At 59.2% G+C, this 23007-nt stretch carries 22 protein-coding genes; 7 read left to right on the top strand and 15 right to left on the bottom strand.

Annotation, left to right across the window (positions count from 1 at the left end):
* Positions 1-8 precede the first annotated feature (8 nt).
* The 3 genes from RBB77_RS20700 to trpD all read right to left on the bottom strand — a co-directional run bounded on the left by RBB77_RS20700 (position 9) and on the right by trpD (position 1853).
* Positions 9-368, bottom strand: coding sequence for a YbjQ family protein (locus RBB77_RS20700; protein WP_183978250.1), 360 nt, complete (start codon positions 366-368; stop codon positions 9-11).
* Positions 369-442: 74 nt separating this feature from the next.
* Positions 443-784, bottom strand: a complete 342-nt coding sequence (locus RBB77_RS20695; RefSeq protein ID WP_353063603.1) for an L-rhamnose mutarotase — start codon at positions 782-784, stop codon at positions 443-445.
* 19 nt (positions 785-803) lie between these two features.
* The gene (gene trpD, locus RBB77_RS20690) at positions 804-1853 is read right to left on the bottom strand and encodes an anthranilate phosphoribosyltransferase (protein ID WP_353063602.1); all 1050 of its coding nucleotides are present in this window, start codon (positions 1851-1853) and stop codon (positions 804-806) included.
* A 206-nt stretch (positions 1854-2059) separates the two neighbouring features.
* Between trpD and sucC the strand changes: the two genes are divergently transcribed.
* Together sucC and sucD are read left to right on the top strand one after the other, a co-directional pair.
* Positions 2060-3238: an ADP-forming succinate--CoA ligase subunit beta gene (gene sucC / locus RBB77_RS20685; RefSeq protein WP_353063601.1), complete on the top strand. Its 1179-nt coding sequence runs from the start codon at positions 2060-2062 to the stop codon at positions 3236-3238.
* A complete protein-coding gene (gene sucD, locus RBB77_RS20680) occupies positions 3238-4113 on the top strand; it encodes a succinate--CoA ligase subunit alpha (RefSeq protein WP_353063600.1) in 876 nt (291 codons plus the stop codon). The genes sucC and sucD overlap by 1 nt, the downstream gene beginning before the upstream one ends.
* Before the next feature lie 81 nt (positions 4114-4194).
* Here the strand turns inward: sucD and RBB77_RS20675 are convergent, their stop codons facing one another.
* Positions 4195-7035, bottom strand: coding sequence for a M16 family metallopeptidase (locus tag RBB77_RS20675; protein WP_353063599.1), 2841 nt, complete (start codon positions 7033-7035; stop codon positions 4195-4197).
* A gap of 145 nt (positions 7036-7180) precedes the next feature.
* Between RBB77_RS20675 and RBB77_RS20670 the strand changes: the two genes are divergently transcribed.
* Together RBB77_RS20670 and egtD are read left to right on the top strand one after the other, a co-directional pair.
* The gene (locus RBB77_RS20670) at positions 7181-8932 is read left to right on the top strand and encodes a hypothetical protein (RefSeq protein ID WP_353063598.1); all 1752 of its coding nucleotides are present in this window, start codon (positions 7181-7183) and stop codon (positions 8930-8932) included.
* 208 nt (positions 8933-9140) lie between these two features.
* Positions 9141-10175, top strand: coding sequence for an L-histidine N(alpha)-methyltransferase (gene egtD, locus RBB77_RS20665; protein ID WP_353063597.1), 1035 nt, complete (start codon positions 9141-9143; stop codon positions 10173-10175).
* Position 10176: 1 nt separating this feature from the next.
* Here the strand turns inward: egtD and moaC are convergent, their stop codons facing one another.
* The 10 genes from moaC to RBB77_RS20615 form a co-directional block, all read right to left on the bottom strand.
* Positions 10177-10734, bottom strand: coding sequence for a cyclic pyranopterin monophosphate synthase MoaC (gene moaC / locus RBB77_RS20660; protein WP_353067682.1), 558 nt, complete (start codon positions 10732-10734; stop codon positions 10177-10179).
* Between the two features lie 28 nt (positions 10735-10762).
* Complete coding sequence (locus RBB77_RS20655) at positions 10763-11998, bottom strand: molybdopterin molybdotransferase MoeA (RefSeq protein WP_353063596.1); 1236 nt, start codon at positions 11996-11998, stop codon at positions 10763-10765.
* A gap of 82 nt (positions 11999-12080) precedes the next feature.
* Positions 12081-13274, bottom strand: coding sequence for a tetratricopeptide repeat protein (locus tag RBB77_RS20650; RefSeq protein WP_353063595.1), 1194 nt, complete (start codon positions 13272-13274; stop codon positions 12081-12083).
* 102 nt (positions 13275-13376) lie between these two features.
* Positions 13377-14072 carry a 7-cyano-7-deazaguanine synthase QueC gene (gene queC, locus RBB77_RS20645; protein ID WP_353063594.1) on the bottom strand — a complete coding sequence of 232 codons (696 nt, stop codon included), beginning with the start codon at positions 14070-14072 and terminating at the stop codon, positions 13377-13379.
* Complete coding sequence (locus tag RBB77_RS20640) at positions 14059-14364, bottom strand: DUF2007 domain-containing protein (RefSeq protein WP_353063593.1); 306 nt, start codon at positions 14362-14364, stop codon at positions 14059-14061. Before RBB77_RS20640 ends, queC begins: the two co-directional genes overlap by 14 nt.
* Before the next feature lie 19 nt (positions 14365-14383).
* Positions 14384-15205, bottom strand: a complete 822-nt coding sequence (locus tag RBB77_RS20635) for a DUF3108 domain-containing protein (protein ID WP_434557083.1) — start codon at positions 15203-15205, stop codon at positions 14384-14386.
* Between the two features lie 58 nt (positions 15206-15263).
* The gene (locus RBB77_RS20630; RefSeq protein ID WP_353063592.1) at positions 15264-15857 is read right to left on the bottom strand and encodes a methyltransferase family protein; all 594 of its coding nucleotides are present in this window, start codon (positions 15855-15857) and stop codon (positions 15264-15266) included.
* Complete coding sequence (locus RBB77_RS20625) at positions 15854-17005, bottom strand: glycosyltransferase family 9 protein (protein ID WP_353063591.1); 1152 nt, start codon at positions 17003-17005, stop codon at positions 15854-15856. The genes RBB77_RS20630 and RBB77_RS20625 overlap by 4 nt, the downstream gene beginning before the upstream one ends.
* Positions 17006-17044: 39 nt before the next feature.
* Positions 17045-18073 carry a tetraacyldisaccharide 4'-kinase gene (gene lpxK / locus RBB77_RS20620; protein ID WP_353063590.1) on the bottom strand — a complete coding sequence of 343 codons (1029 nt, stop codon included), beginning with the start codon at positions 18071-18073 and terminating at the stop codon, positions 17045-17047.
* Positions 18070-19365 (bottom strand): 3-deoxy-D-manno-octulosonic acid transferase, encoded by a 1296-nt coding sequence (locus tag RBB77_RS20615; RefSeq protein WP_353063589.1) that lies wholly within the window; start codon positions 19363-19365, stop codon positions 18070-18072. The genes lpxK and RBB77_RS20615 overlap by 4 nt, the downstream gene beginning before the upstream one ends.
* 61 nt (positions 19366-19426) lie before the next feature.
* Between RBB77_RS20615 and RBB77_RS20610 the strand changes: the two genes are divergently transcribed.
* Positions 19427-20125, top strand: coding sequence for a hypothetical protein (locus tag RBB77_RS20610; RefSeq protein WP_353063588.1), 699 nt, complete (start codon positions 19427-19429; stop codon positions 20123-20125).
* Positions 20126-20142: 17 nt separating this feature from the next.
* Positions 20143-20667: a GNAT family N-acetyltransferase gene (locus RBB77_RS20605; RefSeq protein WP_353063587.1), complete on the top strand. Its 525-nt coding sequence runs from the start codon at positions 20143-20145 to the stop codon at positions 20665-20667.
* Between the two features lie 9 nt (positions 20668-20676).
* Here the strand turns inward: RBB77_RS20605 and RBB77_RS20600 are convergent, their stop codons facing one another.
* Positions 20677-21246, bottom strand: coding sequence for a hypothetical protein (locus RBB77_RS20600; protein WP_353063586.1), 570 nt, complete (start codon positions 21244-21246; stop codon positions 20677-20679).
* A 340-nt stretch (positions 21247-21586) separates the two neighbouring features.
* On the opposite strand from RBB77_RS20600, the gene trmFO reads away from it, so the two are divergent.
* On the top strand, positions 21587-22948 hold the full coding sequence (gene trmFO, locus RBB77_RS20595) for a methylenetetrahydrofolate--tRNA-(uracil(54)-C(5))-methyltransferase (FADH(2)-oxidizing) TrmFO (RefSeq protein WP_353063585.1): 1362 nt from the start codon (positions 21587-21589) through the stop codon (positions 22946-22948).
* Positions 22949-23007 lie beyond the last annotated feature (59 nt).

Raw genomic sequence — 23007 nt, 5'->3', positions numbered from 1 at the left:
TCGTTGCGTTACTGCTTTTCGACGACGACCGCGGTGCCGTAAGCGAGCACCTCGGTGACTCCGTTCATGAGCTCGTTGGCGTCGTAGCGGAAGGCGATGACGGCGTTGGCGCCGAGCTGTGCAGCGTGGAGTGTCATCATGGCGAAGGAGTCCTGACGAGTCTTCTCGCAGAGCTCGGTGAACAGTGTGATGTCGCCTCCGACGATGGTCTGGAGGCCTGCGCCGATAGTCGCAAGGACGTTGCGCGATCGGACGACGATGCCGCGGACGATGCCGACGTTCTGGACGATGCGAAAGCCGGGAAGTTCGAGGGCCGAGGTGACGAAGGCGGGGTTGATGGAAGAAGAGGGCGGCGGGTAGGTCGACATGGTGGAGAGAGCTCCTTACTGCTGGAATGAGGTACGAGGAGGGAGTGGGTTTGGTTCCGGTTGATGAGCCGTCGCTAGTCGATGTGGAAGACCTCGTCGATGGGCGACATGAGTTGGTCGGGGTCTTTGCCGGCAGTTTCGACGAAGAAGTCCTTCATTTCGGACTGCCAGCGTGCATTGACGGGTTCGTCGCGCATCTTTCTTTGTGCGAGCTGAAAGTTGTCGGTTTCGAGGTAGCCGATGAGCTCTCCGCGAGGCGTGAGGAAGAGGGAGTAGTTCTGCCAGCCGGTGCGTTGCAACGCCTCAATCATGTCCGGCCAGACGGCTGCATGACGAAGACGGTACTCTTCGAGGCGGTCGGGTTTGACTTGAAGCATGAAACAGACTCGCTGCTTTCCATTCTGTTTGCTGGTCATGTCTGCTCCACTTCTCGCTTTAGGATTTAGTGCTCAGGCTGGCGATGAGTTTGGTGACGGCTCCGGAGTCGATGGTTTTGGCGGCGAGTGCGATGCCTGTCCGGAGGTCGAGGGCAAGGTCGGCGACGACGAGGACGGCAGCAGCGTTGAGGAGGACGATGTCGCGGCGCGGGCCTCGCTCGCCGGAGAAGATGGCGGTGAGGATGGCAGCGTTGGTTTGCGCGTTGCCTCCTCGGAGCGACTCGAGGTCGGAGCGCTGGAAGCCGAGATCTTCGGGTGTGATGGTGGTGATCGTGACGACACCGTCGTGAACTTCAGCGAGTTGGCTGGGGCCGCTGATGGAGATCTCGTCGAGGCCTTTTTCGCGGAAGGTGTTGCCGTGGACCACGAAGGCGTGGCGAGTGCCGAGGAGAGCCATGGCTTCGGCGACGATGGAGACCATGTGCGGAGAGTAGACGCCCATTACCTGCGCGGATGCTCCAGCAGGGTTGGTGAGGGGGCCGAGGACGTTGAAGACAGTGCGGACTCCAAGGGCACGGCGGACGGGCATGACGGCCTTCATTGCCGGGTGAAGGCTGGGGGCGTGAAGGAAGGCGAAGCGGTGGGAGCGTAGATTCGATGCGGCGTCGTCGGGGCTGAGGTCGACGGGAATGCCGAGGGCTTCGAGGACATCGGCTGAGCCGGTCTGCGAGGTGACGGCGCGGTTGCCGTGTTTGGCGACCATGAGGTTTGCGCCAGAGGTTGCTCCGGTGGCCGCTGCGACGAGAGCCGCGGCAGTGGAGATGTTGAAGGTACCGCTCGCGTCACCACCAGTGCCGCAGGTGTCTACTAAATTGAGCCGTTCTGCGTCGGTGAGTTGAATGGCCGTGACGGCGGTGCGCATGGCGTCGACGAAGCCTGCGATCTCGGACGCAGTTTCGCCGCGGGCAGCGAGAGCTCCAAGAAGAGCGGCGATCTCGATGTCGGTGAGTTGGCCGCTTAGGATCTGATGCATCAGGTCGCCGGCTTGTTCGCGGGTGAGAGGAGTGCGGACTTCGAGGATCTGCTGAAGATAAGGTTGCGGCGGCATCAATTTAAAGCGTAGCAGGTGGAGAAGAGCAGCGAGTCGTCAGTCAAACGGTTAGCAAATTCGCGAGTCTGTTAGTGTTCGACATTCTTGTTGATTCATTAATCTGTGTTGCGCGGTAACCGCACGGTTGTGCGAGTTTGCGATTGCGAGCTGTTGTTCGAGTCCGCTACACTTCTCGCGCGGGCGAAGTTTTTCGAAGACAACCTATGAAAATTCACGAGTATCAAGCTAAAGAGATTCTGCGGAAGTATGGTGTGCCGGTTCCGAACGGCGAGATGGCGACAACGCTGGAGCAGGCAGACACTGCTGCAAAGAGCTTGTTTGGCGCGGGAAACGCTGTTGCGGTGGTAAAGGCGCAGATTCATGCCGGTGGTCGTGGCAAGGGTGGCGGGGTGAAGCTGGCGAAGGCGCTGCACGAGGCGAATGACGCTTCGAAGGCGATTCTGGGGATGCAGTTAGTGACGCATCAGACCGGACCCCAGGGGCAGAAGGTGCAGCGGTTGCTGATCGAAGAGGGGTCGGCGATTGATCGGGAGCTTTATCTTGGGTTGGTGCTCGACCGGGCTTCGGCGAAGGTGGTGTTTATGGCCTCGCAGTCGGGTGGGATGGAGATTGAAGAGGTCGCGCATAAGACTCCGGAACTTATCTACAAGGAGTACATCGATCCTGCGGTGGGCTTTGCGCCCTATCAGGCGAGGAAGCTGGCATTCAAGCTGGGGCTGAAGCCTACCCAGATCAATGATGCCGTGAAGTTTATGACGGGCTTGTATAAGGCTTTTGTCGAGACGGATTCGACGCTGATGGAGATCAATCCTTTCATCACGACGAAGGATGACAAGCTGCTGGCGCTCGATTGCAAGATCAACTTCGACGACAACGCGATGTTCCGGCATAAGGATCTGAAGGAGCTTCGCGATCTTGCGGAGGAAGATCCGCTGGAGGTTGAGGCGAGCAAGTTTGCGCTGAACTACATCAAGCTCGATGGCACGATCGCCTGCATGGTGAATGGCGCGGGACTTGCCATGGCGACGATGGACATCATTCAGTACGCCGGCGGCAGTGCGGCAAATTTCCTTGACGTCGGTGGCGGAGCGAATCAGGAGCAGATCGAAAATGCGTTCGGGATTTTGCTGAGCGATCCGAATGTGAAGGCGATCTTCATCAACATCTTTGGCGGAATTCTGCGCGTGGATGTGCTGGCTCAGGGAGTGGTGAACGCGGCGAAGAAGCTCGGCGTGAAGATACCGATCATTCTTCGCCTCGAAGGCACGAACGTAGAAGAAGGCCGGAAGATTCTGGCTGACTCGGGATTGAACTTTCAGGTGGGGCAGACGATGAAGGAAGCCGCGGATCTTGCTGTGGCTGCTGCGAAAGGTGGCAAATAATGGCGGTTTTGGTTGATAAGAATACGCGGCTGATTGTGCAGGGAATTACGGGGCGTGAAGGGACTTTTCACGCGAAGGGCTGCGCGGAGTACGGCACGAAGGTGGTTGGTGGTGTGACGCCGGGTAAGGGTGGGACCACGCACGAAGGCTGGCCGGTGTTCAACACCGTTGAAGAGGCGGTGAAAGAGACGGGCGCAAATGTGTCAGTGATCTTTGTGCCGCCGCCGTTTGCTGCGGATGGAATTCTGGAGGCTTCGGCTGCGGGTGTGCCTCTGGTGATTTGCATCACTGAGGGAATTCCGGTTCTCGACATGGTGAAGACGTGGGAGTTTGTGAAGGGAACGAAGACACGGCTGATTGGACCTAATTGTCCGGGAGTGATTTCTCCGGGTAAGGCGAAGGTCGGGATTATGCCGGGGCGGATTCATAAGGAAGGCTCAGTTGGGATTGTGTCGAAGTCGGGAACGCTGACTTATGAGGCGGTTTACCAGCTGACTACGCGCGGGATTGGGCAGTCTACGGCGATTGGAATTGGCGGCGATCCGATTATTGGTACGACGCATATCGATGCGCTGAAGCTGCTGAATGAGGATCCGGAGACCGAGGCGATCATCATGATTGGGGAGATCGGCGGCTCGGCCGAAGAGGCGGCGGCGAAGTACATCAAAGAGCATGTGAAGAAGCCGGTAGTTGGATTCATCGCTGGACAGACGGCTCCTCCGGGACGACGGATGGGGCATGCGGGCGCGATCATCTCTGGCGGCGAGGGTACGGCTGCCGAGAAGATGAAGGCGATGACCGAGGCTGGGATTACCGTGGTGAAGTCGCCAGCGGAGATTGGCGAGGCGATGGCGAAGGTGCTCGGGAAGGCTTAGCGATTTCGTATAGCGAAGACAGTTAGTTAAATGAGAAAGGCCGCAGAGTGATTGCTCTGCGGCCTTTCTGTTTTGAGTGCGTTATTTGATGAGGTTGCCGGTGGTGTCGCGGTACTCGATTGGACCGAGGTTGAGTTCCTTCAGGCTCGGTTCGATCTTTGCGCGATCGCCAACGGCCATCAGGATGAGCTGGTCCGGATGGACGTCGGTTTGAGCGGCTTTCGAGACCTCGGCTGGCGTTACGGCTTCGTATCTGGCGGGTAGCTTGGCGAAGTAGTCGAGCGGGAGGCCGTAGACGAAAAGTTGACGCAGTCCGCCGATGGAGGCTTTGGTGGTTTCAAAGTCGCCGGGGAGTGAATGGAGGAGAGAATCCTTTGCCAGTTTGAGTTCGGCATCGGTGGGGGGATCGGTACGGATGCGGTTGAGCTCCAGCATGAGCTGCTTGGCGGCAGGAGCGGTGACGTCGGTACGGACCTGGGCGCCGCTGTAGAACGGGCCTCCCGTGCGGTACATCATGAAGCCTGAGGTGGCCCCGTAGGTGTACCCGTGCTCCTCGCGGAGGTTCATGTTGATGCGGCTCGCGAAGAGACCGCCGAGTACGTTGTTCATGATCATGACGGCGGGGTAGTCGGGGGTGGTGCGGGGAAGGCCGAGACCGATTGCGAAGAGCGCGGTCTGCGGGGCACCGGGTTTATCCACGATGACAATCTTGAGGCCGGGTGGGGTGGGTGCAGCAGGAACGGCGACGGCTGTGGAGGCTGCACCCGACCAGGATTTGAAGTATTTTTCGGAGAGGTGTTTAACCTCGGATTCGCTGATGTCGCCCGCGAGGACGAGCGCGGAGTCTTTGGGGCCGTAGTGAGCCTGCCAGAAGCTTGCGATGTCGTCGCGTGTGATGGATTTGATGCCATCGGTGTTTCCGATGGGCCGGATGCCGTAGGGATGGTCTCCGTAGAGCGTGTGGAAGCCCACGCGAAGGACGGAGGCTACGGGCTGATCGCCTTCCTGGAGGATGGCGACGAGGCGCTGTTTGCGGATGCGTTCGACCTCGTCAGGTGCGAAGGTGGGGTGTTCGATGACGTCGGAGAGGAGATCGAGGCCGGCTTCGGTGTTGTTGCTGAGCGCGTTGAGGCTGGCATTCGCACTGTCTACGTCTGCGACGGAGGTAAGCGCGGTGCCGATCTGCTCGGCGTCGTCAGCGAGCTGCGTGGCGGAGCGTTGGGTGGTTCCTTCGGTGAGGAGGCGGGCGGTAAAGCCGGCGAGGCCAGCTTTAGCAGGGGTGTCAGACTCGCTGCCGGCGCGAGCTACAACCGCAGCGCTGAAGACCGGGAGCGAGTGGTCTTCGAGCAGATAGACCTGCAGGCCGTTGGCGAGGGTGAAGGTTTTTGGAACGGGAAGATGGAAGGCCGTGGTTGGGCCGGGCGCGGGTGCGGTCTTGCGCCAGTTCTGTTGATCCTCAAATTGCGCGGTGTAGGGAGCCGTGAGCTTGACGTCGGCATCGGTGTTGTCAGGGCTGCGGGGGACGTCGTCTACTACTTTTTTGCCCGGGACGCAGCTGACGACGACGCTTTGATCTTTGCCAAAGTATTGCGCGGCGGCCTGCTTGACCGAGGCGAGGGTGGCGGCCTGGTAGCGAGCGATGTCTTTCGGAAGATAGCCGGGGTCGTCGAGGAACTGGTTGTAGCGGTCGAGCGTGTCGGCAACGCCGCCGAAGCCGCCGAGGCGCTGGAGGCCGGTGATCTTCGCAGTGACGTCGACGGTGCGGGCGCGATCGAGTTCGGCCTGGGTGGGGCCGTCTGTCTGAAGACTGGCTACTTCTTTCCAAAGCGCTGCTTCCAGGGTCTCGAGCGAGACACCGGGTTTGGCGGTGATGTCACAGTTGGCGACCGAGCCTAGCTTGAGGGTGTTGAGATCGCAGGTGACGGTTTGTGCGACCTGCTGCTCATAGACGAGCTTGCGATACAGTCGGCTGGCTTTGCCACCGCCGAGGATGTGAACGAGGAGGTCGGTTTCAGCGTCGCCTGAAGTGAAGACGGGAGGGGTAAGCCATGCGACGGTGAGGCGCGGGAGTTGGACAGTGTCCGTGACAGTGGCGCGCTTCTGAGCGGTGATGGGCGGGGTTTTTACGGTGACTGGCTCGACGGCAGGGCCTTGTGGGATGGGGCCGAAGTATTTTGTGAGGAGCGCTTTCAGCTTTGCTGCGTCGAAGTCACCGGCGATGGCGATGCTGGCGTTATTGGGCGTATAGAAGTGCTGGTGAAAGTCGCGGATGTCGTTGATGCGGGCGGCTTCGATGTCGGCATGGGAGCCGATGACGGAGGCGTAGTAGGGATGATCCTGCGGGAAGAGCATGTGGTAAGCCTGCTCGTCGGCCAACGCGTAGGGTGTGCCTTCGCCCTGGCGGCGTTCGTTGCGGACGACGTCACGCTGGTTGGTGAGCTTGGTCCGGTCGAGGCCTTCGAGGAGGAAGCCCATGCGGTCGCTTTCGAGCCAAAGGCCGAGCTCTAGCTGATTGCTGGGCAGGGTTTCGAAGTAGTTGGTGCGGTCGAAGTCAGTGGTGCCGTTGATGTCGGTAGCGCCTGCGCCTTCGAGATATTTGATGTGAGCTTTTTCGCCGACGTGCTCGGAGCCTTCGAACATCATGTGCTCGAAGAGGTGAGCAAAGCCGGTGCGGCCTGCACGCTCATTGAGAGGACCGACGTGATACCAGAGATCGATTGCGACGAGCGGCAGGCGATGGTCTTCGTGAGTGAGGACGACGAGGCCGTTCGGCAGAGTGTACTTTTCGTACTTGAGTTCGGGGAGCTTCAGCGGCTTGGCGGCCGGCAGATTGTCTGCGGCCATCGCCATCGACGCCGTTGCGAGACCGCAAGCGAGCGTTGCTGCTGCGAATTTCTTGAATGCGAACTGGGGTGCTTTCATCTTTTCTCCACGGAGGCCCGGCCAGGTCTTTGAGAGAGTGCCTGCTTACTCGGATAGGAACGGTGAGAGGATGATACCAATCCCACAGGACAGATGGCCCGAAGATAATGCCGCTTGCGGGGACGCTGCTTTGTATACTTGCCCAATGCGTCTCCTTTCGATCCCTTGCGTCATTACGTTCGCTGCCGTCTGTGTGTCTTTGTGTGCTGAGACTGGGAGTGCTCAGACCGGTGTTCAGGCGGTTTCGGTTTCTTTTCCTGCTGCGCAATCGGCGAAGCCGCTGGACGGGCGGGTGCTGTTTCTGTTGTCGAATGATCCGTCGGAGGAGCCCCGGATGCAGATTGACGACACGCCACGGAGCCAGATCGTCTTTGGTGTGACGGTCGATGGGTTGAAGCCGGGACAGAGCGTTGTGGTGGACGACAAGGCCGCGGGATATCCAATCAGGAGTTTGAAGGATGTTCCTGCGGGCGACTATACGGCGCAGGCAGTTTTGGATGTGTATCAGACATTTCATCGTGCGGATGGCAAGACGATCAAACTGTCGCCGGACCGCGGTGAGGGGAAACATTGGAATCTGGCGCCGGGGAATTTGTATAGCAAGCCAGTGAAAGTTCACGTCGGCCCGGGCGGTGCGCCGATTGCGATTTCGCTGGACCAGGTGATCCCGCCAATAGTGCCTGAAGCGGATACAAAATATGTTCGGCATATCCGCATTCAGAGTGCGTTGCTGACGAAGTTCTGGGGAACGCCGACGTTTTTAAGTGCCGTGGTGCTGGTGCCCGAGGGCTTCGAGGAGCATGCGGAGGCGCACTATCCGTTGGTGATCTTTCACGATCACTACGTGACGGGGTTCGATGATTTTCGCACGACTCCACCTGATCCGAATTTGAAGCCGAGCTACTCGGAGCGGTTTCATCTTGAGGGATACAACCGGATTCAGCAGGAGGAGGCTTACAAGGAGTATCAGCAGTGGATCAGTCCTAAATTTCCACGCGTTCTGGTGATGAAGATTCAACATGCGAATCCCTACTATGACGATTCGTATGCGGTGAACTCCGCGAACCTGGGGCCGTACGGCGATGCGATTGAGACCGAGCTGATTCCTGCAGTGGAGAAGCAGTTTCGCGCGATTGGACAGGGCTGGGCGCGGTTCATGTATGGCGGATCAACCGGTGGGTGGGAGTCACTCGCGGTGCAGATCTTCTATCCCGACCATTACAACGGAGCGTTTGTGGCTTGCCCGGACCCGGTGGACTTTCATGCGTACATGACGCGGGATCTTTATAAAGACGAAAACATGTTTTACCTTCAGGGCGCGAACAAGAGGGTGGAGCAGCCGGCGATGCGTGACTATCTGGGACACACGCTGATCTCGATGCGCGACAACATTGCGTACGAGGCAGCTCTGGGCGACCACGGGCGGTCGGGCGATCAGTTCGATATCTGGCAGGCGGTGTATTCTCCGCAGGGCAAAGATGGATATCCGGAGCCGATCTTCGATAAGGTGACCGGGGCGATCGATCACAAGGTCGCAGAGTATTGGAAGGAACACTACGACCTGAACGCGAAGCTACAGAAAGACTGGGAGACGCTGGGGCCGAAGCTGCAAGGGAAGATTCATCTGTATGTCGGTAGCGATGACACATATTTTTTGAACGATGCGGTCTATCTGATGGAGGATTTTCTGAAGACTACGGGGACACCCGGGCATGGCGTGCCTTACGACGGCGAGGTGCTGTATGGGCCGCGGGCGGAGCACTGCTGGAATGGGGATCCGACGCTGCCGAATGCTTTTTCGCGGCTCCACTACAACACGATGTACCTGCCTAAAATCATGGATCGAATTGCCAAGACGGCGCCGGCGGGAGCGGACGTAACGAGCTGGCGATACTAGGACAGTAGGTGGGGTTGTATAGCCCACCTCGATCTGAGCAAGTAAATCGACCTTTCTTTCGTGTAAATCAACTTCTCTTTGCAAAGAAGTCAAAATAGCAGAGAATAATTGGCACGAAACGCCTCCCAGGTGCATCAAATCGACGCAGCGGTGGGATCGACGCTGAGTCATACTTTCCATTCAGCCATCAATTTATGGGGGACACAACGTGCCATCAACGACCTTCGCGCTAGACGAGCCGGTGATAAGTACTCTTGATGCCGTTGGATACGAGGCACGCCTCGGTCTTTCTAACAATCCTAAAACCCTCACCCCGTGGCTGTTCTATGACGAGCTTGGATCGCATCTGTTCGAACAGATCACCGAACTCCCTGAGTATTACCTCACCCGGACGGAACGCAGCATCTTCACGGCACATGCCGATGAGATTCTTCGCGAAGCTGCGCTTGGGCAGGGGCCAAGAGGAAAACTCACCCTTATCGAGCTAGGGGCTGGCACTGCCACCAAAACCGGCATCCTTCTGGCCGAAGCCGTACGCCAGCAGGGAAGCGTTGTCTACCAGCCTGTTGACGTCTCCGAGACTGCCCTCGCCGAAGCCAGCGAGAACATCCTGGCCAACATTCCCGGCGTCGCCGTCCGCAGCCAGGTTGCTGATTACACACGCGAGGCTCTTCCGCTCAATCGACTCGTTGAGACGAGAACGCTGGCCCTCTACATTGGTTCAAGTATCGGGAACTTCACGCCCGAGGACGCGAAAGATGTCCTTCGCAATCTCCGCGCCCAACTTCTTCCGGGGGACACTCTTCTACTTGGCACGGACCTCGCGCCCAGCGGTGGCTCCAACGCCAACAAAACTGCAGCCATGCTGCTTGCCGCCTACGACGATGCCGCCGGAGTGACTGCTGCCTTCAATCTGAACGTTCTGACTCGGCTGAATCGCGATCTTGGCGCGGACTTTGTGCTTCGAAACTTCCGCCACCGAGCTTGTTGGAACCCAACCCAGTCCCGGATCGAGATGCATCTGGAATCGCTCGCCGACCAGCGCGTTCATATTCCCGCCAACGCCAGCGGCCCCGCATTTACGGTCGATTTCGCCCAGGGCGAAAGCATTCATACCGAGAACAGTTACAAATTTACCGCCCCTGCAGTTGAGGATCTTCTGGACTCCGCTGGCTTCAAGCGGACAAACTCTTGGCAGGACCCGCAACATCTCTTCGCCGTCACCCTCGCGGCTGCTGTCTGACCTAAAGACGGCGATAGTCTCCGCTCTTCCCGCCGCTCTTGCGCACCAGCACGACCTCACGGATTCGGATTCCTTTGTCGAGCGCCTTGGTCATGTCGTAGACCGTCAGCGCTGCAATTGAGGCCGCTACCATTGCCTCCATCTCCACGCCTGTGCCAGCGACTGTAGCTGCGGTCGCCTCTATTGCGACGCCGCCGTCTACCACTCTTGCCTGCACGTCCACGTAGCTGAGCGCCAGTTGGTGACACATCGGGATTAAGCTGGAGGTTTGTTTCGCGGCTTGAATTCCTGCGAATCGCGCGACCTCGAGTGGATTGCCTTTGGGGTTCTGCGGCAGCGCGTTGAGCACCGCATCGGACAGCTCGACAAACGCCGCCGCCACAGCCTCGCGTCGCGTCAACGCTTTCTCGCTCACATCCACCATGTGAGCCTCGCCCGCTCGGTCGTAGTGCGAGAGGTGCAAGGGGACCGGGGTTCGGGGCGGAAAGTCCGCGTCATTGCCGAGAGGCTCGGGGTCGTCATCGATCAGACGTTCGGAGGTGTAGTCCACATCATCCATCACACAAGCCTACCGCAGCAGCCCTGATCTAGCGCAAGAGCACCGTAATGACGTCGCCGGCCGCGAACCGCTCTCTCTCGGGCGGCAGCACGGCGTAGCAGTTTGCCCGCGCATTTGCGGCCAGATCGCCAGACCCCTGCCACCCCACGAGCCGCACCTCCGGCCGTACGCGGTCGGCAGTCCATCGCGCAGGTAAAACCCGCATCAGGCCGGGCTTCCCGGCGACATCCTCGGCCAGTGTCGCCTGCACGAAGCGCGGCCCCTGCGCGGTGGCCCCACCCATCGCTCGCAGCAGTGGTTCAACAAAACAATGAAACGTCACCTGCGTCGAAACGGGATTTCCGGGCAGGCCGAAGAAGAATTGTGAGGGGAACTCGTCAGTGGCCGGCAACCGTCCAAAGACGAGAGGCTTTCCCGGTTGCATCTTCACTCCGGTGAAAAAGAACTCCGCGCCGAGGCCTTCGAGAACCTCCTCCACCAAGTCATACTTGCCCATGGAAACCCCACCCGACAGAAGAATGAGGTCAGAGTCGCGCGCTGCACGGATGGTTCGTTCAAGCTCCGCTCGTCGATCCGGAGCGATGGGCATCTGCACCGGCACTCCCCCTGTGCGCGCCACAAGCGCCGCCAGCCCATAGCTGTTGGAGTTTCGAATCTGTTGCGGTCCAGGGGTTGCATTCAAGGTCACTAATTCATCGCCCGTGGCGACGATTGCGACTCTCGGTCTGCGGAACACCTGCAGGTCTGAGCGCCCGCAAGCCGCCGCAAGCGCGATTTCAGCGCCTTCGATTACAGTTCCAGGGAGTAATACCGATTGCCCCGCCCTGGCCTCCGACCCCTGCGGAACGATATTCTCTCCGCTTCGAATCGTTCGCCCGGCGGTCAGACGAATCGAGTCTTGATCGCGTTCGATATGCTCGATCATTACGACGGCGTCGTAGGCGAGCGGAATAGGTGCGCCCGTCATGATTTCAACGGTAGTGCCATGCTCCAGTGCGCCGCCCTGCCACTGCTCGCCGGCCCTTATCTGGCCCACGACCTTCAATGGGGCTGCAGTATCGGCTGCACGCAGCGCAAATCCGTCGCGGGTCGACCGGTCGAACGGCGGCTGGTCACGATCTGCGAGGATGGTCTCCGCCAGCACGCGGTCTGCGCAAGCCATCAATGCAAGCGTCTCGCTCTGCGGGCGCGGAAGTGCGGCTGCGTGCGCCAGCACTTTTGCGAGAGCTTCGTCGAAGCCCAAAACTCTAGCCGCAGCCTGCACTCTTTTCTCCCTCTCAGCCACTAGCCTGAAAAACAAAAGGCCCCGAGCAGCGTCGCCCGGGGCCTTCCACTTCTTTCAGAGATTACTTCTTTCCAGCCTTGAAGCTCGACTTCACCGGTGCCCCAATGCCCTCGAGGATACCCTTGACATCTGCAGCATGGGCGCCGTCGGGTGCCAGTTCGAGATACTCCTGATAAGCCTCAACGCAGCCCGGGGGGGCCACGATCTTCTGAGTCTTGGGATCGACGGTAGCCAGCGGAATCAGTGCCTGTCCCTTGATGTAATAAGCATCTGCCTTCTTCGGATCGGCTGCGATTGCCTTGTCGGCCGCGGCACCCGCCTCAGTCATCTTGCCTGCGTTGTAGAGCGTTGCGGCTTCGTTGTAGTAGTACATTCCCGCCTTCTCCGGTTGGGCCTTGGCAGCCTGATCGTAGGCGTCGGAGGAGGCCTTGGCGTCCCCTAGATCCGCTTCTGCTTTGCCCAACTGGTTGTAGGCCACGCCAGAGGTCTCGGGGTTTGGCTTCTTAGAGGCGGCGTTTAAATCAGCCGCTTTTTTGTAGGAGGTAGCAGCATCGGTGTACTTCTGCAGGATCGCGGGATCATTTGCAGAGGTACCTGCCGTTTTAGCCGCTTTGGCCGCAGCCTCTCCGCTACCAAGCTGTGCATCTCCCAGTGTGACCCAGAGGATTCCCTCGTCGGGTTTGCTCTCAGTGGCCTGCTTCATAGCAGTGATCGCCGAGTCGTAGTTTCCTGCCTTATTGTCCGCGCGCGCCTGGGTCAGCAGAGTGTTCAGGTTCGCAATCTTCGAATTGTTGGCGACTACTTCGGCGTTCCGCTTCTTGTACTCCTCGAGCGCCTTCCGATCTTCCGGACTCATCTTGCTGATGTACTCGGGACGAGACATGTCGAAGTTCACCAACTTGTCTTCATCCTTGGCGATTGGAACAGTCTCGTTAAAGTCCAGGCTCTTGTCGTCCTGGAAGACGAATACGACATAGTTTCCCGGAGTTATCCCGGTGCCCTTGTAGTCTCCGTTCTGATCGATGGGAAATTTATACGGATACTTGCGATCTTTCGCTTCCGACGAGCGATCCGTCGTCAGTCTAACTTCGCCATGAGTGATGGCGATGCCTGCAGGATTGAGAACATGTCCGTGAATACTTGCCGTCGCCGCTGCTGCTGCCTGTGCTGTCAAGCGAGTGGGCTGGGCCATCGCCAGGATTACCAGCAGAGCGGCTGCCGCGGTGCTGCTTATCTTGAATCCGATACGTTTCATGCTCTTTTCTCCTGGCCCATCAACCTGGGCATAAGTCTTTCTTGCGAAGCGGATTGTACTTCCTCTAGTTTGATTCACTCAATTTGATGCAAAATGCGGCGATCACAGGACCGCATACGGTATGGGATCGGCCGCGCCGGCTTCACGAAATGCCCGCAGTCGCAGAACGCAGCTCTCGCACACGCCGCAGGCCTTGGTCTCGCCGGAATAGCATGACCAACTTACATGGAACGGTGCACCCAGTTCAACTCCCAGCCGGACGATCTCGCTCTTGCGCATCTCGATCAACGGTGTCGCGACCTGGATTTTTCCGTCTTTGGTGCCCATTCTAATCAGCTGATTGAACGCGTCATAGTAAGCGGGACGGCAGTCGGGATAGCCGGAGCTGTCCTGCTCAACTGCTCCGATAAAGACCGTCTCTGCGCCCAGAACCTCGGCCCAACTCACTGCTGCCGAGAGGAAATGCGCATTCCGGAAGGGAACATAGGTCACCGGCACCTCGTTTCCGATGGCCGCCTCATCCCCTGCCACCGGCACCGCGATGGCGGTATCGGTCAACGCCGACCCACCGATCCGCCGGAATAGATCGATCTTCAGGTGCAGCAGCTCTTTTACTCCAACAATGCGGGCAACCTCCTGGGAGGAGCGCAACTCGCGCGCTTCTGTCCTCTGGCCGTAGCTGAAGTGGACGGCGAAGACGTCGTAGTCCCGAGCCGCGAGCGCCGCACACACACTCGAATCCATCCCACCGGACAGGCAGAGCACGGCGCGTGGACGGCTGTCTTCAGCCTTTGTCATCGCCAGCCTCCAACTCGTGCCGCTCCTCTTCGGTTAGCTCGTCTCCGGTCAGCTCTCCAACTGCCTCGCCCAGAATCTCGCGCGCTGTATCTTCGTCCTGCTTGTGCACCAGCAGCCGGGCGCGAAAAGCCAGCGCCAGCAGACTGTTGGCGTTCTCGCCCTGAAGAAAACATTCAATCCCTGCCGACTCGAGCATCCCCTTCGCCATCTGTGCATTCACAGGCTCGAGAAACTTGCCCACAGTTACGAACTTGTCCGGATCCGGTCCTGAATCCTGCGTTGAATCTGTCATCAAAAAGCCGTCTTTCGTCTTACTTCGTTTCGTACGACTGCAAGTGGAAGGTGATCGTTCCCCAAAACAGTCGCGCCTGAATCTGCACCGGCATATGCCGCGCGTCGTCGGTATACCACACCCAGATGTGCCCTCGGTTCTTCACGATTCCCTCGTCGGCAGTGGGCTCGACTTTGAGCGTCTGGAAGGTTCCCGCGGGTGTCTTAATCTCTTCCTTGGATTCCACCTTCATGGCCACCGTCACGGTACGCATGGAGTCGGCCAACGGAAGGCGGATACTCTGGCCCACGGCCATTGGCTGCGAGGCAGCGTAAAACATTGCTGAGAGCGAGTCGGTTACGCAGGCTGGAATCGACGCTACCTGCTCCTTCGACGTTCCCTTTACGAGATTCTTCTCAACCTGTTTCTGCTTACCTTGCGAATAGTCGAAGCTCAGCTCGCTCGATACCTTCCGCCGCCCCTCCTGCACCTGCTTGCTGAAGCCGGTCGAGCAGCCTGTTTTGGTGTCGAAGCCGGCCTGAAACTTATCCACCACGGGAAACAACATCGTCACCGCGCCGGTCGAGTCGGCCGTAGCTGTAATCTTCTGCACCGTCCCCTGCTGCTCTATCTGAAAAACGGCTGTGCCTGCCGTAAAAACTCGCCAGTCAACGGTAAAGGTCAGGGTCTGTTTTTCAGGGAAGGCAAAACTCGGCAGCGGTGGCTGCAAGGTCGGAATGACCACTGGCGTCGGTGCCGGCTTCGGTCCCAGCCCCAAAAGCTGTGCGTTCGCGGTGAGCGAGTCGAAGGAACACGACATCAGGAAAACAAACGCAAGAAAGATCCGTTCCGGCTTCAGCAAAGGGCAGCACTCTCACGAGTTGAAGTTTGTGGGCCATTCCGCCCCAGCCTCCGCGCCTTCAGCGTGGACCCCCCGTCACCCCATGGTGATTGAGAAATAGCCGGACCGCCAGCGCAAGATAGATTGCGCCAGCACCCATAAGAGCATTGTACTCGCGGTGGTGTTGCCACTGTCCCCAGGAGAACCTGCCCAGGCTCGCGTTCTGGTCGGCCGGAAACGACGCCGGCGTGAGTCGTGGCAGCAGGCGCGGCACCTTCGCCGCATATTCGTCGAAGCCCGCAAACTGCTGCCGCAGATAGCCTTCCTCACTTTGAATGGTGGGAATATAGATGACCGCAAACAGCGCCGCCAGCGCAATCAGAATCACCCAGCTGCCTGCTGCAGCCGCGAACCCAAAAGCGATCAGCATCGACCCCAGGTAGAGCGGATTCCGCGTGTACGCATAAGGTCCGGTGAACGTCAGCTCGGCATTCTTGCGAACGTACCCAGCCGCATAGGCCCGCAGCCACACACCCGGAATCACTAGCAGCAGGCTCAGCAGCATTGTCTTCCCGGTTGGTCGCGCCAGCCACAGAAACACCGCGGCAAAGACAAATCCCAACGGCACGCGAATCCGCCGCGCAATTCTCTGCCAACTCGTTCGTTCGCTCACACCTTCACTTTATCCTGTCCGGTACGCAGCAACTCGAGCGCAGCCTCCACGACCTCCTCCACGGTTATCTGCATCAACCCCGATTCGGTACGTGAGTGTCGCGAGTGGTCTGTCGTGCTGGACTCATGCCGCAACACTCGCGCCCTTGCGCCATCGGCCATATATGGGCCATTCCTCGCGGGATCGGTCGGCCCATACAAGCCAACCACCGGCCGCTCCAGCGCAGCAGCCAGATGCAGCGGTCCGGTATCCCCTGCGATCACGACCCCAGCTCTGCGCACAAGCGCGATCATCTGCTCGACCGAGCAGGGAACCGAAATAGCCACGTCGCCACTCGCCTCGACGACTGCATCGGCGAACCGATGTCCCGGGGGGTCATTCACCAGTACGTGGTATCCAGCCCGACCCAAAGCTGCCGCGACGGCGCCGTATCTCTCCGCTGGCCATTGCTTCGCGCCCCATCCAGCCGTTGGTGCAAGATAGGCGAACTTGCCCTTGGTCGATGAGGTCTGAGTCAGGAGTCTGTCACACCATGCTTCCGCCTGCGGATTTATAGGAAGCGTGACCGCCGCTGGCTTCAGAGTCTCGCCCACCGCCGCACCCAGCAACTCGCATCCCTGCTCGACCACATGGGTCGTGCTGGTCGTCACCCGTTGCCCGTAAAGCCGCCGCGCCGCTGCCTCCCGAGGCTTCGCTGGTCCCACAAACACCTGCGCCCCCGCCATTCGCCCCGCAACAGCAGACTTGAGCGATCCCTGCATGTCGACGCACAGGTCATACTCGGCCGCCCGCAACTCACGGCGCACCGTGTTGATCTCCTTCAGGGTAGATAACGCAAAAGGCCGCCTCTTCCACTCTCTTGCAGGATACGGGTGCCACTGATCGACCAGCGGTCTGCTCTCGCTACGCCTCGCTTCCTGCGCAATTCGATGGTGATCCGTCGAAGCCTGCAGCAGAACACTCCAAAAAGGCTCGATCACCCATCCGATAAACCACTCCGGATGAAGATCGCGAAGCGCAGCCACCGCCGGCATCGCGTGCAGCACATCTCCCATCGCGCCAATCCGCACAATCAACACACGCTTCGTACGATCCGCCGCGTGGCTTGCGATATCGAGCGACGAAGAGAGCGTGCGTTCAATGGCCAAGGCTCGATTTTCTCATGTAAGACTTACGCTTCAACATCTCTAGCGTTTGCGTCGATCCAGCCGGCCCACCAGGCTCACCAGCTGCTCCAGCGACTCTTTCTCGTCCAACAACTCCACGTGCAGCCGAGCTACCACGATGGGTCCCACCATCTCCAGCCGGTCTCGCATCATCGGCGTCAACTTTACGGCATCTTTCTCTGTCGTCACAAATCCATTCGCTTCGACCGCCCGTGCCTCGTGCATCAGACGCGAAATATCAGCCTCGGTGTAAGCGTGGTGGTCTTCAAAGGCGACTGTCTTCACCGCTTCATAGCCTTGCCCGGCGAGCATTCTCGTAAAGCTGTCAGGCCTCGCAATTCCGCAAAAAGCAAACGGCATCGTCGGCAGCGCCACCTCTCCAGCCTCACCCAGGCTCAGCTGCCGCCGCGTCACCCAGATCGCGGGCTTGTCCTTTGACTCACTAAATCCGCAGATTACACTCCTCAGAGAATCCGCCTCCTCCTCGCGCAGAATCACGATATCCGCCGCCGCCACGGCCTCGAGCGGCTCTCGCAGATTGCCAGCGGGCAGCAGCGTGTCTTCGACATCCTCCCGCGTCAGAAGAACAATATCGATATCACGAGCCAGTTTCCGATGTTGAAATCCATCGTCCAGCAGATGCACAACAAGTTTTTGCGACGGCTCGCTCTGTTCGGCCATCACGCCGGCCTGATAGCGGTCCGCTCCGACGTACACCGGCACTCCCGATCGCTGCGCCAGCAGCACCGGTTCATCTCCATGCCATCTCGCATCGTCAAACGGCTCGACCCTTGCAATCGCCTCCGAGTCGCGTTTATAACCTCGCGTCAGGATCCGCACTGCGTAGCCACGGTGCCGCAGAATCTCAGCCAGCATGAGAACCACAGGTGTCTTGCCCGCGCCGCCCGCAGACACACTGCCCACACTAATCACGGTGCTCTCAAGATGGAATTGCTTCAACCATCCCCACGCGAACAGCTGCCTCTTGAACGCAAGCGCAGCCCCGTAGAGCGGAGTCAGCGGCAGCAGCCATGGTCGTCGTATCTTCATCGCGCTGCACCAGCCCTCTGCTCCAACAGCGAAACCAGGGCTTGTGCCGTTCGCACAGTTGCGCCCGCCTCTGCTTGAAACACGGCTCGTCCTCGTTGCCCAAGCGCCCTCTCGTCATTCGTCCCCCGCAGAATACCGATCAGAGTCTCCGCGAGTTCGTCCTTGGCAACGATACGAATTGCCTTGGCCTCTTGCATGGTCTTCACGATCTCACGAAAATTCTCGAACGAAGGACCGGTCACCACCGGCACCCCAAACTGAGCCGGCTCCAGCGGATTGTGACCGCCCTTTGGAACCAGACTCCCCCCAACGAAGGCCACCGCTGCCACTCCATACACCGATGCGAGATCTCCAATCGTATCCAGCAAAAGGATCGTGCCCTCGGCGACAGGATCGTTACTCTGCGGCATCTGGCTGCACCGCAAAAACGGAGATCCGCTCCTCTGAATCAGCTGCCAAACCTCTTCAAAACGGTCCGGATGCCTCGGAGCTATCAGCAGCGATGCATCGGGAACCCCCTTCAAAATCGCGGGCCACGCAGCCAATAACGCCTCTTCCTCACCCGCCAGCGTACTCCCCGCGACGATGAGTTTCGTTCCGGAGAGCATGGACGCGATCCTTCTGGCCATCTGGGTGTCGCTTCTCGACTGAACGTCATACTTCAGATTCCCCATCACTCGCACCCGCGTCGTCGGAGCACCAATCTTCTCCAGCCTCTCTGCGGACTCTCTACTCTGCGCAAGAAACAGTGAGATCATCTCCAGGAACGGTCGCCACAGACGCCGCAGCCGCATGTACCTGGGAAACGACCGATCCGAGATCCGCGCGTTGACTACTGCAATTGGTACGCCATCCTTCGCGCACTCTTTGATCAATCGCGGCCAGAACTCGCTCTCCATCAGCACCAGCATTCGCGGCTGCAGCACCCGCAAATACCTCCTCACGGAAAATTTGAGGTCCAGTGGCAGATAAAACACAGGCGAATCCGGCAGTCTCTCCTTTGCCAGTCTCTGCCCCGTCTCCGTCGTCGTCGAAATCGCTACTACCCAACCCGGCAATCTCTCCTTCAGTTCGCGAATCAACCGGGTCGCGGCCATCACTTCGCCCACGCTCACTGCATGGACCCACACCACACTTTGCCCGCTCACCGCCGCATGCAGCCCTCTTGGCACCACCCCCAGACGTCCCCGCAACCCGGCTCTGTATCGTCCGCTGGTCGCCATCCGCACCAGCCAATACGGGGCGCCTACCACCAGCACGGCCAGCAGCAACGAGCTATACATCACCATCATCACCGTCGCCGTGTCCTCGCTTTACCTTGTACGCCAGCGCAGATGATAATCAACTCTGGCCATGATGTCCTACCGGTTCCCCACGATTTCGATCCTACTAGTAACAATTTTCTGCATCTTTGCAGCCACTACCCGGGCCGCCGACAAAAAGGCACCCCCCGCAAAACCTGCCAATCAGTACGCGGCCTTCGAGACGCACGCCAACGAAAAAGTCACTGTTGCCGCCGATCCCTGCGACGATTCCAAAGACTGCGACTTCTTCCGCCTCCCCTACATCCAGCACGGCTTTGTTGCGATTCGCGTCATCTTTACCAACGACAGCGACACACCGCTCTCCCTGGCCGATGCCCGCATCCAGTTCATCTCCATCAACAACGACAAGATTCCCGCAGCCACCGACGATGATCTCCAGCGTCGCCTCTTCTCCACCAAAGGCACAGCCGGCCGCAAGATTCCCATGCCGATGCCCCTGCCGCCCATCACCCTTCACGACAAGGATGTCGACAAATCGATCATCAAGGATGACAACGATTTTGGCTTCAATGGAACCACCGTCGACCCGCATAGCACTCTCGCCGGCTACCTCTTCTATGACGTCCGTTCGCTTCCAGACCAGCCGCTGAAGGGCGCTGAACTCTACATCAAGATGGTCCACACCCTTGACGGCAAAAAGCAGCTCTTCGACTTCAACATTCCCTTCGACAAATGGCTCGCCGCTCAACCTGGTGCGAAGGCCGCCGACGACTCGTCTAAACCATGAGCACAGGAAAATCAGCGATGACCGACCGCCAATCACGTACCGACGACGCGCTCAATCTCCGCCCCGCGACCCCTGCCGACGTTCCGCAGATCCTCAAGTTCGTTCGCGATCTCGCCACCTACGAGCGCGAACCGGACGCGGTCCTCGCCACGGAAGCCGACCTCCTTCGCGATGGCTTTGGCCCCACCAAACGCTTCGACTGCATCATCGCCGAGCTGATCAGCACAGACACGACCACCCCCGCAGGCTTCGCGCTCTATTTTTATAGCTACTCCACCTGGCGCGGCCACGCCGGCATCTATCTCGAAGACCTGTACGTCAACCCTGAGCATCGCGGGAAGGGAATTGGCAAAGCCCTCCTCACTCGCGTCGCCGCGATCGCCGTAGCTGAGGGTTGTCCTCGCTTCGAATGGGCCGTGCTCGATTGGAACACTCCGTCAATCGACTTCTATCACCAGCTGGGAGCTGTGATGAAGTCGGATTGGAAGGGCATGCAGGTCTCCGGCAATGCCCTGACCGCCTTGGCCGCACTATCCAAGTAGAAAAATGATCTAGGCGCCGAGGAATTTGCCCATGGTGCCGTAGGTCCGCTCGTGCTTCGGCTCCTCGCGAAGTTGAAGTCTCGAAGATCCCGCTCGTACCGTCGGAATCTCAGTCGGAACCATCGTGACAGCAACGGGAACCGCTTGAGGGGGACGCCTGGCGCTTTGAATCCAGTTGCCGATCATCGTCACGATGCGTGCTGCCGCCAGACGCTGCGATCCCGCTTCGTCCTTCGTCCCACCTTGAAATTCGCTCAGGACCTCCATCTCATGGCCGTCTGCGAGCAGCCGAAGAGTCCAGGTGTTGCCTTCATTGGGAGACAGAAGAAAGATGGCCCGTAGACTCCTGACCACAAACTCGACGACTGCCACGCCGCGCTGCACATCAAGACGTGGTTCCAGCTCGAGCTTTTCCCTGCTGGTGAAGTCGAACGCTTCTTCGATACGAGCGCCGAGCGTCTGGAGCAAACCTGCCCGCTCACCCTCTCTGCGCCGTTCCTCTTCTTCTGCGACCTTGCGGTCCGCAGCCGCTACAACTATGCGAGCCTCTTCAAACACATCCACTAGCGTCTGTTCCATGGGGAACCTCTTGAGTTAAGGTCATTATGATCGAGACACCGCTAGCCCCCAACTACACAAATGGGTTATACCCAGCGACGCGATCTTTTATGTAAATCCCTGACGACACCGTCTGCATGACTCCCTCTCGCACCCTTGTGCTTGACGCGGCCGTTATAATAAGAGGCAGGGGGCAAGACCGAATCCAAGCCACTTCATCCTGCAACACCGCAGGTAACTCCTGTGGATGGAATACTTTGCCCGGAGTTGGTCCTCGGTATCAAGGGCTGACGCTCTAAGTCCAGACGTAAACCGTTTTATTGGAATACTTTGACCAAAACAAAGGGGAGAGGGGAAGCCCGTGACAACTAGACGAATCAAAATCATCGGCGGCGGCCTCGCCGGCCCCGAAGCAGCCCTTCAAGCAGCAAAGCGCGGCTGCGAGGTCGACCTCTACGAGATGCGCCCCACGCGCTCCACCGAAGCCCACCAGACCTCCGACTTCGCCGAACTGGTCTGCTCCAACTCCCTGAAGTCCGAGTCCGAAAATTCAGCTCCCTGGCTGCTCAAGCAGGAGATGCGTCGAGCGGGCAGCATCCTTCTCGCCGAAGCCGATGCCACTGCCGTCCCCGCTGGCCACGCACTCGCCGTCGACCGCGTCGAATTCTCCAAGCGCGTCGCCGAACGCATCGCCGCCGAGCCCCGCATCCGCGTTCACCGCGAAGAAGTCACCAAGCTCGACGAGCAAGCCCCCGACACAGTAACGATCCTCGCCTCAGGCCCGCTCACCTCGCCTGCCCTCGCCGCCGAACTCCAGCGTCTCACCGGCTCAGACCATCTAGCCTTCTACGACTCGATCTCCCCCATCGTCGACGCCACCACCATCGACATGTCGAAGGTCTACTTCGCCGCCCGCTACGACAAAGGCACCGCCGACTACATCAACTGCCCCTTCACCAAAGAAGAGTACGAGCGCTTCATGGAGGCTCTCACCACAGCCGAAGCCGTCGAATCGAAGGACTGGGAGAAGTTCCCCGTCACCGGCACACCAGAAAAACTCCAGTACTTCGAAGGCTGCCTCCCCATCGAAGAGACCGCCCGCCGCGGCCGCGACACTCTCCGCTTCGGCCCCATGAAGCCCGTCGGCCTTACCGACCCGAAGACTGGCCGCTGGCCCTACGCCGTTGTTCAGCTACGCCAGGAAAACCTCCGCGCCGACAGCTACAACCTCGTCGGCTTTCAGAATCACCTGAAATACGGCGAGCAAAATCGCGTCCTCAAACTCATCCCCGGCCTCGAAAACGCAACCTTCCTCCGCTACGGTCAGATCCACCGCAACACCTACATCCACGCCCCATCGCTGCTCACCGAAACCCTCCAGCTCAAGGCTCACCCGCACATCATGATCGCGGGCCAACTCAGCGGCGTCGAAGGCTACACCGAATCCATCGCATCAGGCATGCTCGCAGGCATCTACGCCGCCGCCATTGCGAACGGCGTCGCGCCGCCAACCGCTCCACGCCTCAGCGCCAACGGCTCGCTCACGCACTACATCACTCACGCTGAAACAAAAAAGTTTCAACCCGCCAACATCACCTTCGACCTGCTCCCACCACTCGAAGAAGATCTCCGCAAAAAGATCCGCGACAAGAAAGAACGCCACAAGATCCAATGCGACCGCGCCCTCGCCGCATGGAACGAGTGGCTAGGTTCCTCGCTCTAACAAAGCCTCCGCGAGCAAGCCGATTTATGAATCGGAAAGTTGATTTCTGAATCTATATA

Origin of the sequence: Tunturibacter psychrotolerans, assembly GCF_040359615.1 — a bacterium.
Lineage (GTDB): Bacteria > Acidobacteriota > Terriglobia > Terriglobales > Acidobacteriaceae > Edaphobacter > Edaphobacter psychrotolerans.
This window is presented reverse-complemented; position numbering and strand designations above follow the sequence as displayed.

Coding starts and splice junctions, on each gene's coding strand:
- RBB77_RS20700 (WP_183978250.1), bottom strand. CDS start 368: ATGTCGACCTACCCGCCGCCCTCTTCTTCCATCAACCCCGCCTTCGTC.
- RBB77_RS20695 (WP_353063603.1), bottom strand. CDS start 784: ATGACCAGCAAACAGAATGGAAAGCAGCGAGTCTGTTTCATGCTTCAA.
- sucC (WP_353063601.1), top strand. CDS start 2,060: ATGAAAATTCACGAGTATCAAGCTAAAGAGATTCTGCGGAAGTATGGT.
- RBB77_RS20670 (WP_353063598.1), top strand. CDS start 7,181: ATGCGTCTCCTTTCGATCCCTTGCGTCATTACGTTCGCTGCCGTCTGT.
- queC (WP_353063594.1), bottom strand. CDS start 14,072: ATGACAAAGGCTGAAGACAGCCGTCCACGCGCCGTGCTCTGCCTGTCC.
- RBB77_RS20615 (WP_353063589.1), bottom strand. CDS start 19,365: ATGATGGTGATGTATAGCTCGTTGCTGCTGGCCGTGCTGGTGGTAGGC.
- RBB77_RS20610 (WP_353063588.1), top strand. CDS start 19,427: ATGATGTCCTACCGGTTCCCCACGATTTCGATCCTACTAGTAACAATT.
- trpD (WP_353063602.1), bottom strand. CDS start 1,853: ATGCCGCCGCAACCTTATCTTCAGCAGATCCTCGAAGTCCGCACTCCT.
- RBB77_RS20605 (WP_353063587.1), top strand. CDS start 20,143: ATGACCGACCGCCAATCACGTACCGACGACGCGCTCAATCTCCGCCCC.
- RBB77_RS20650 (WP_353063595.1), bottom strand. CDS start 13,274: ATGAAACGTATCGGATTCAAGATAAGCAGCACCGCGGCAGCCGCTCTG.
- RBB77_RS20600 (WP_353063586.1), bottom strand. CDS start 21,246: ATGGAACAGACGCTAGTGGATGTGTTTGAAGAGGCTCGCATAGTTGTA.
- lpxK (WP_353063590.1), bottom strand. CDS start 18,073: ATGAAGATACGACGACCATGGCTGCTGCCGCTGACTCCGCTCTACGGG.
- RBB77_RS20640 (WP_353063593.1), bottom strand. CDS start 14,364: ATGACAGATTCAACGCAGGATTCAGGACCGGATCCGGACAAGTTCGTA.
- RBB77_RS20675 (WP_353063599.1), bottom strand. CDS start 7,035: ATGAAAGCACCCCAGTTCGCATTCAAGAAATTCGCAGCAGCAACGCTC.
- moaC (WP_353067682.1), bottom strand. CDS start 10,734: ATGGATGATGTGGACTACACCTCCGAACGTCTGATCGATGACGACCCC.
- sucD (WP_353063600.1), top strand. CDS start 3,238: ATGGCGGTTTTGGTTGATAAGAATACGCGGCTGATTGTGCAGGGAATT.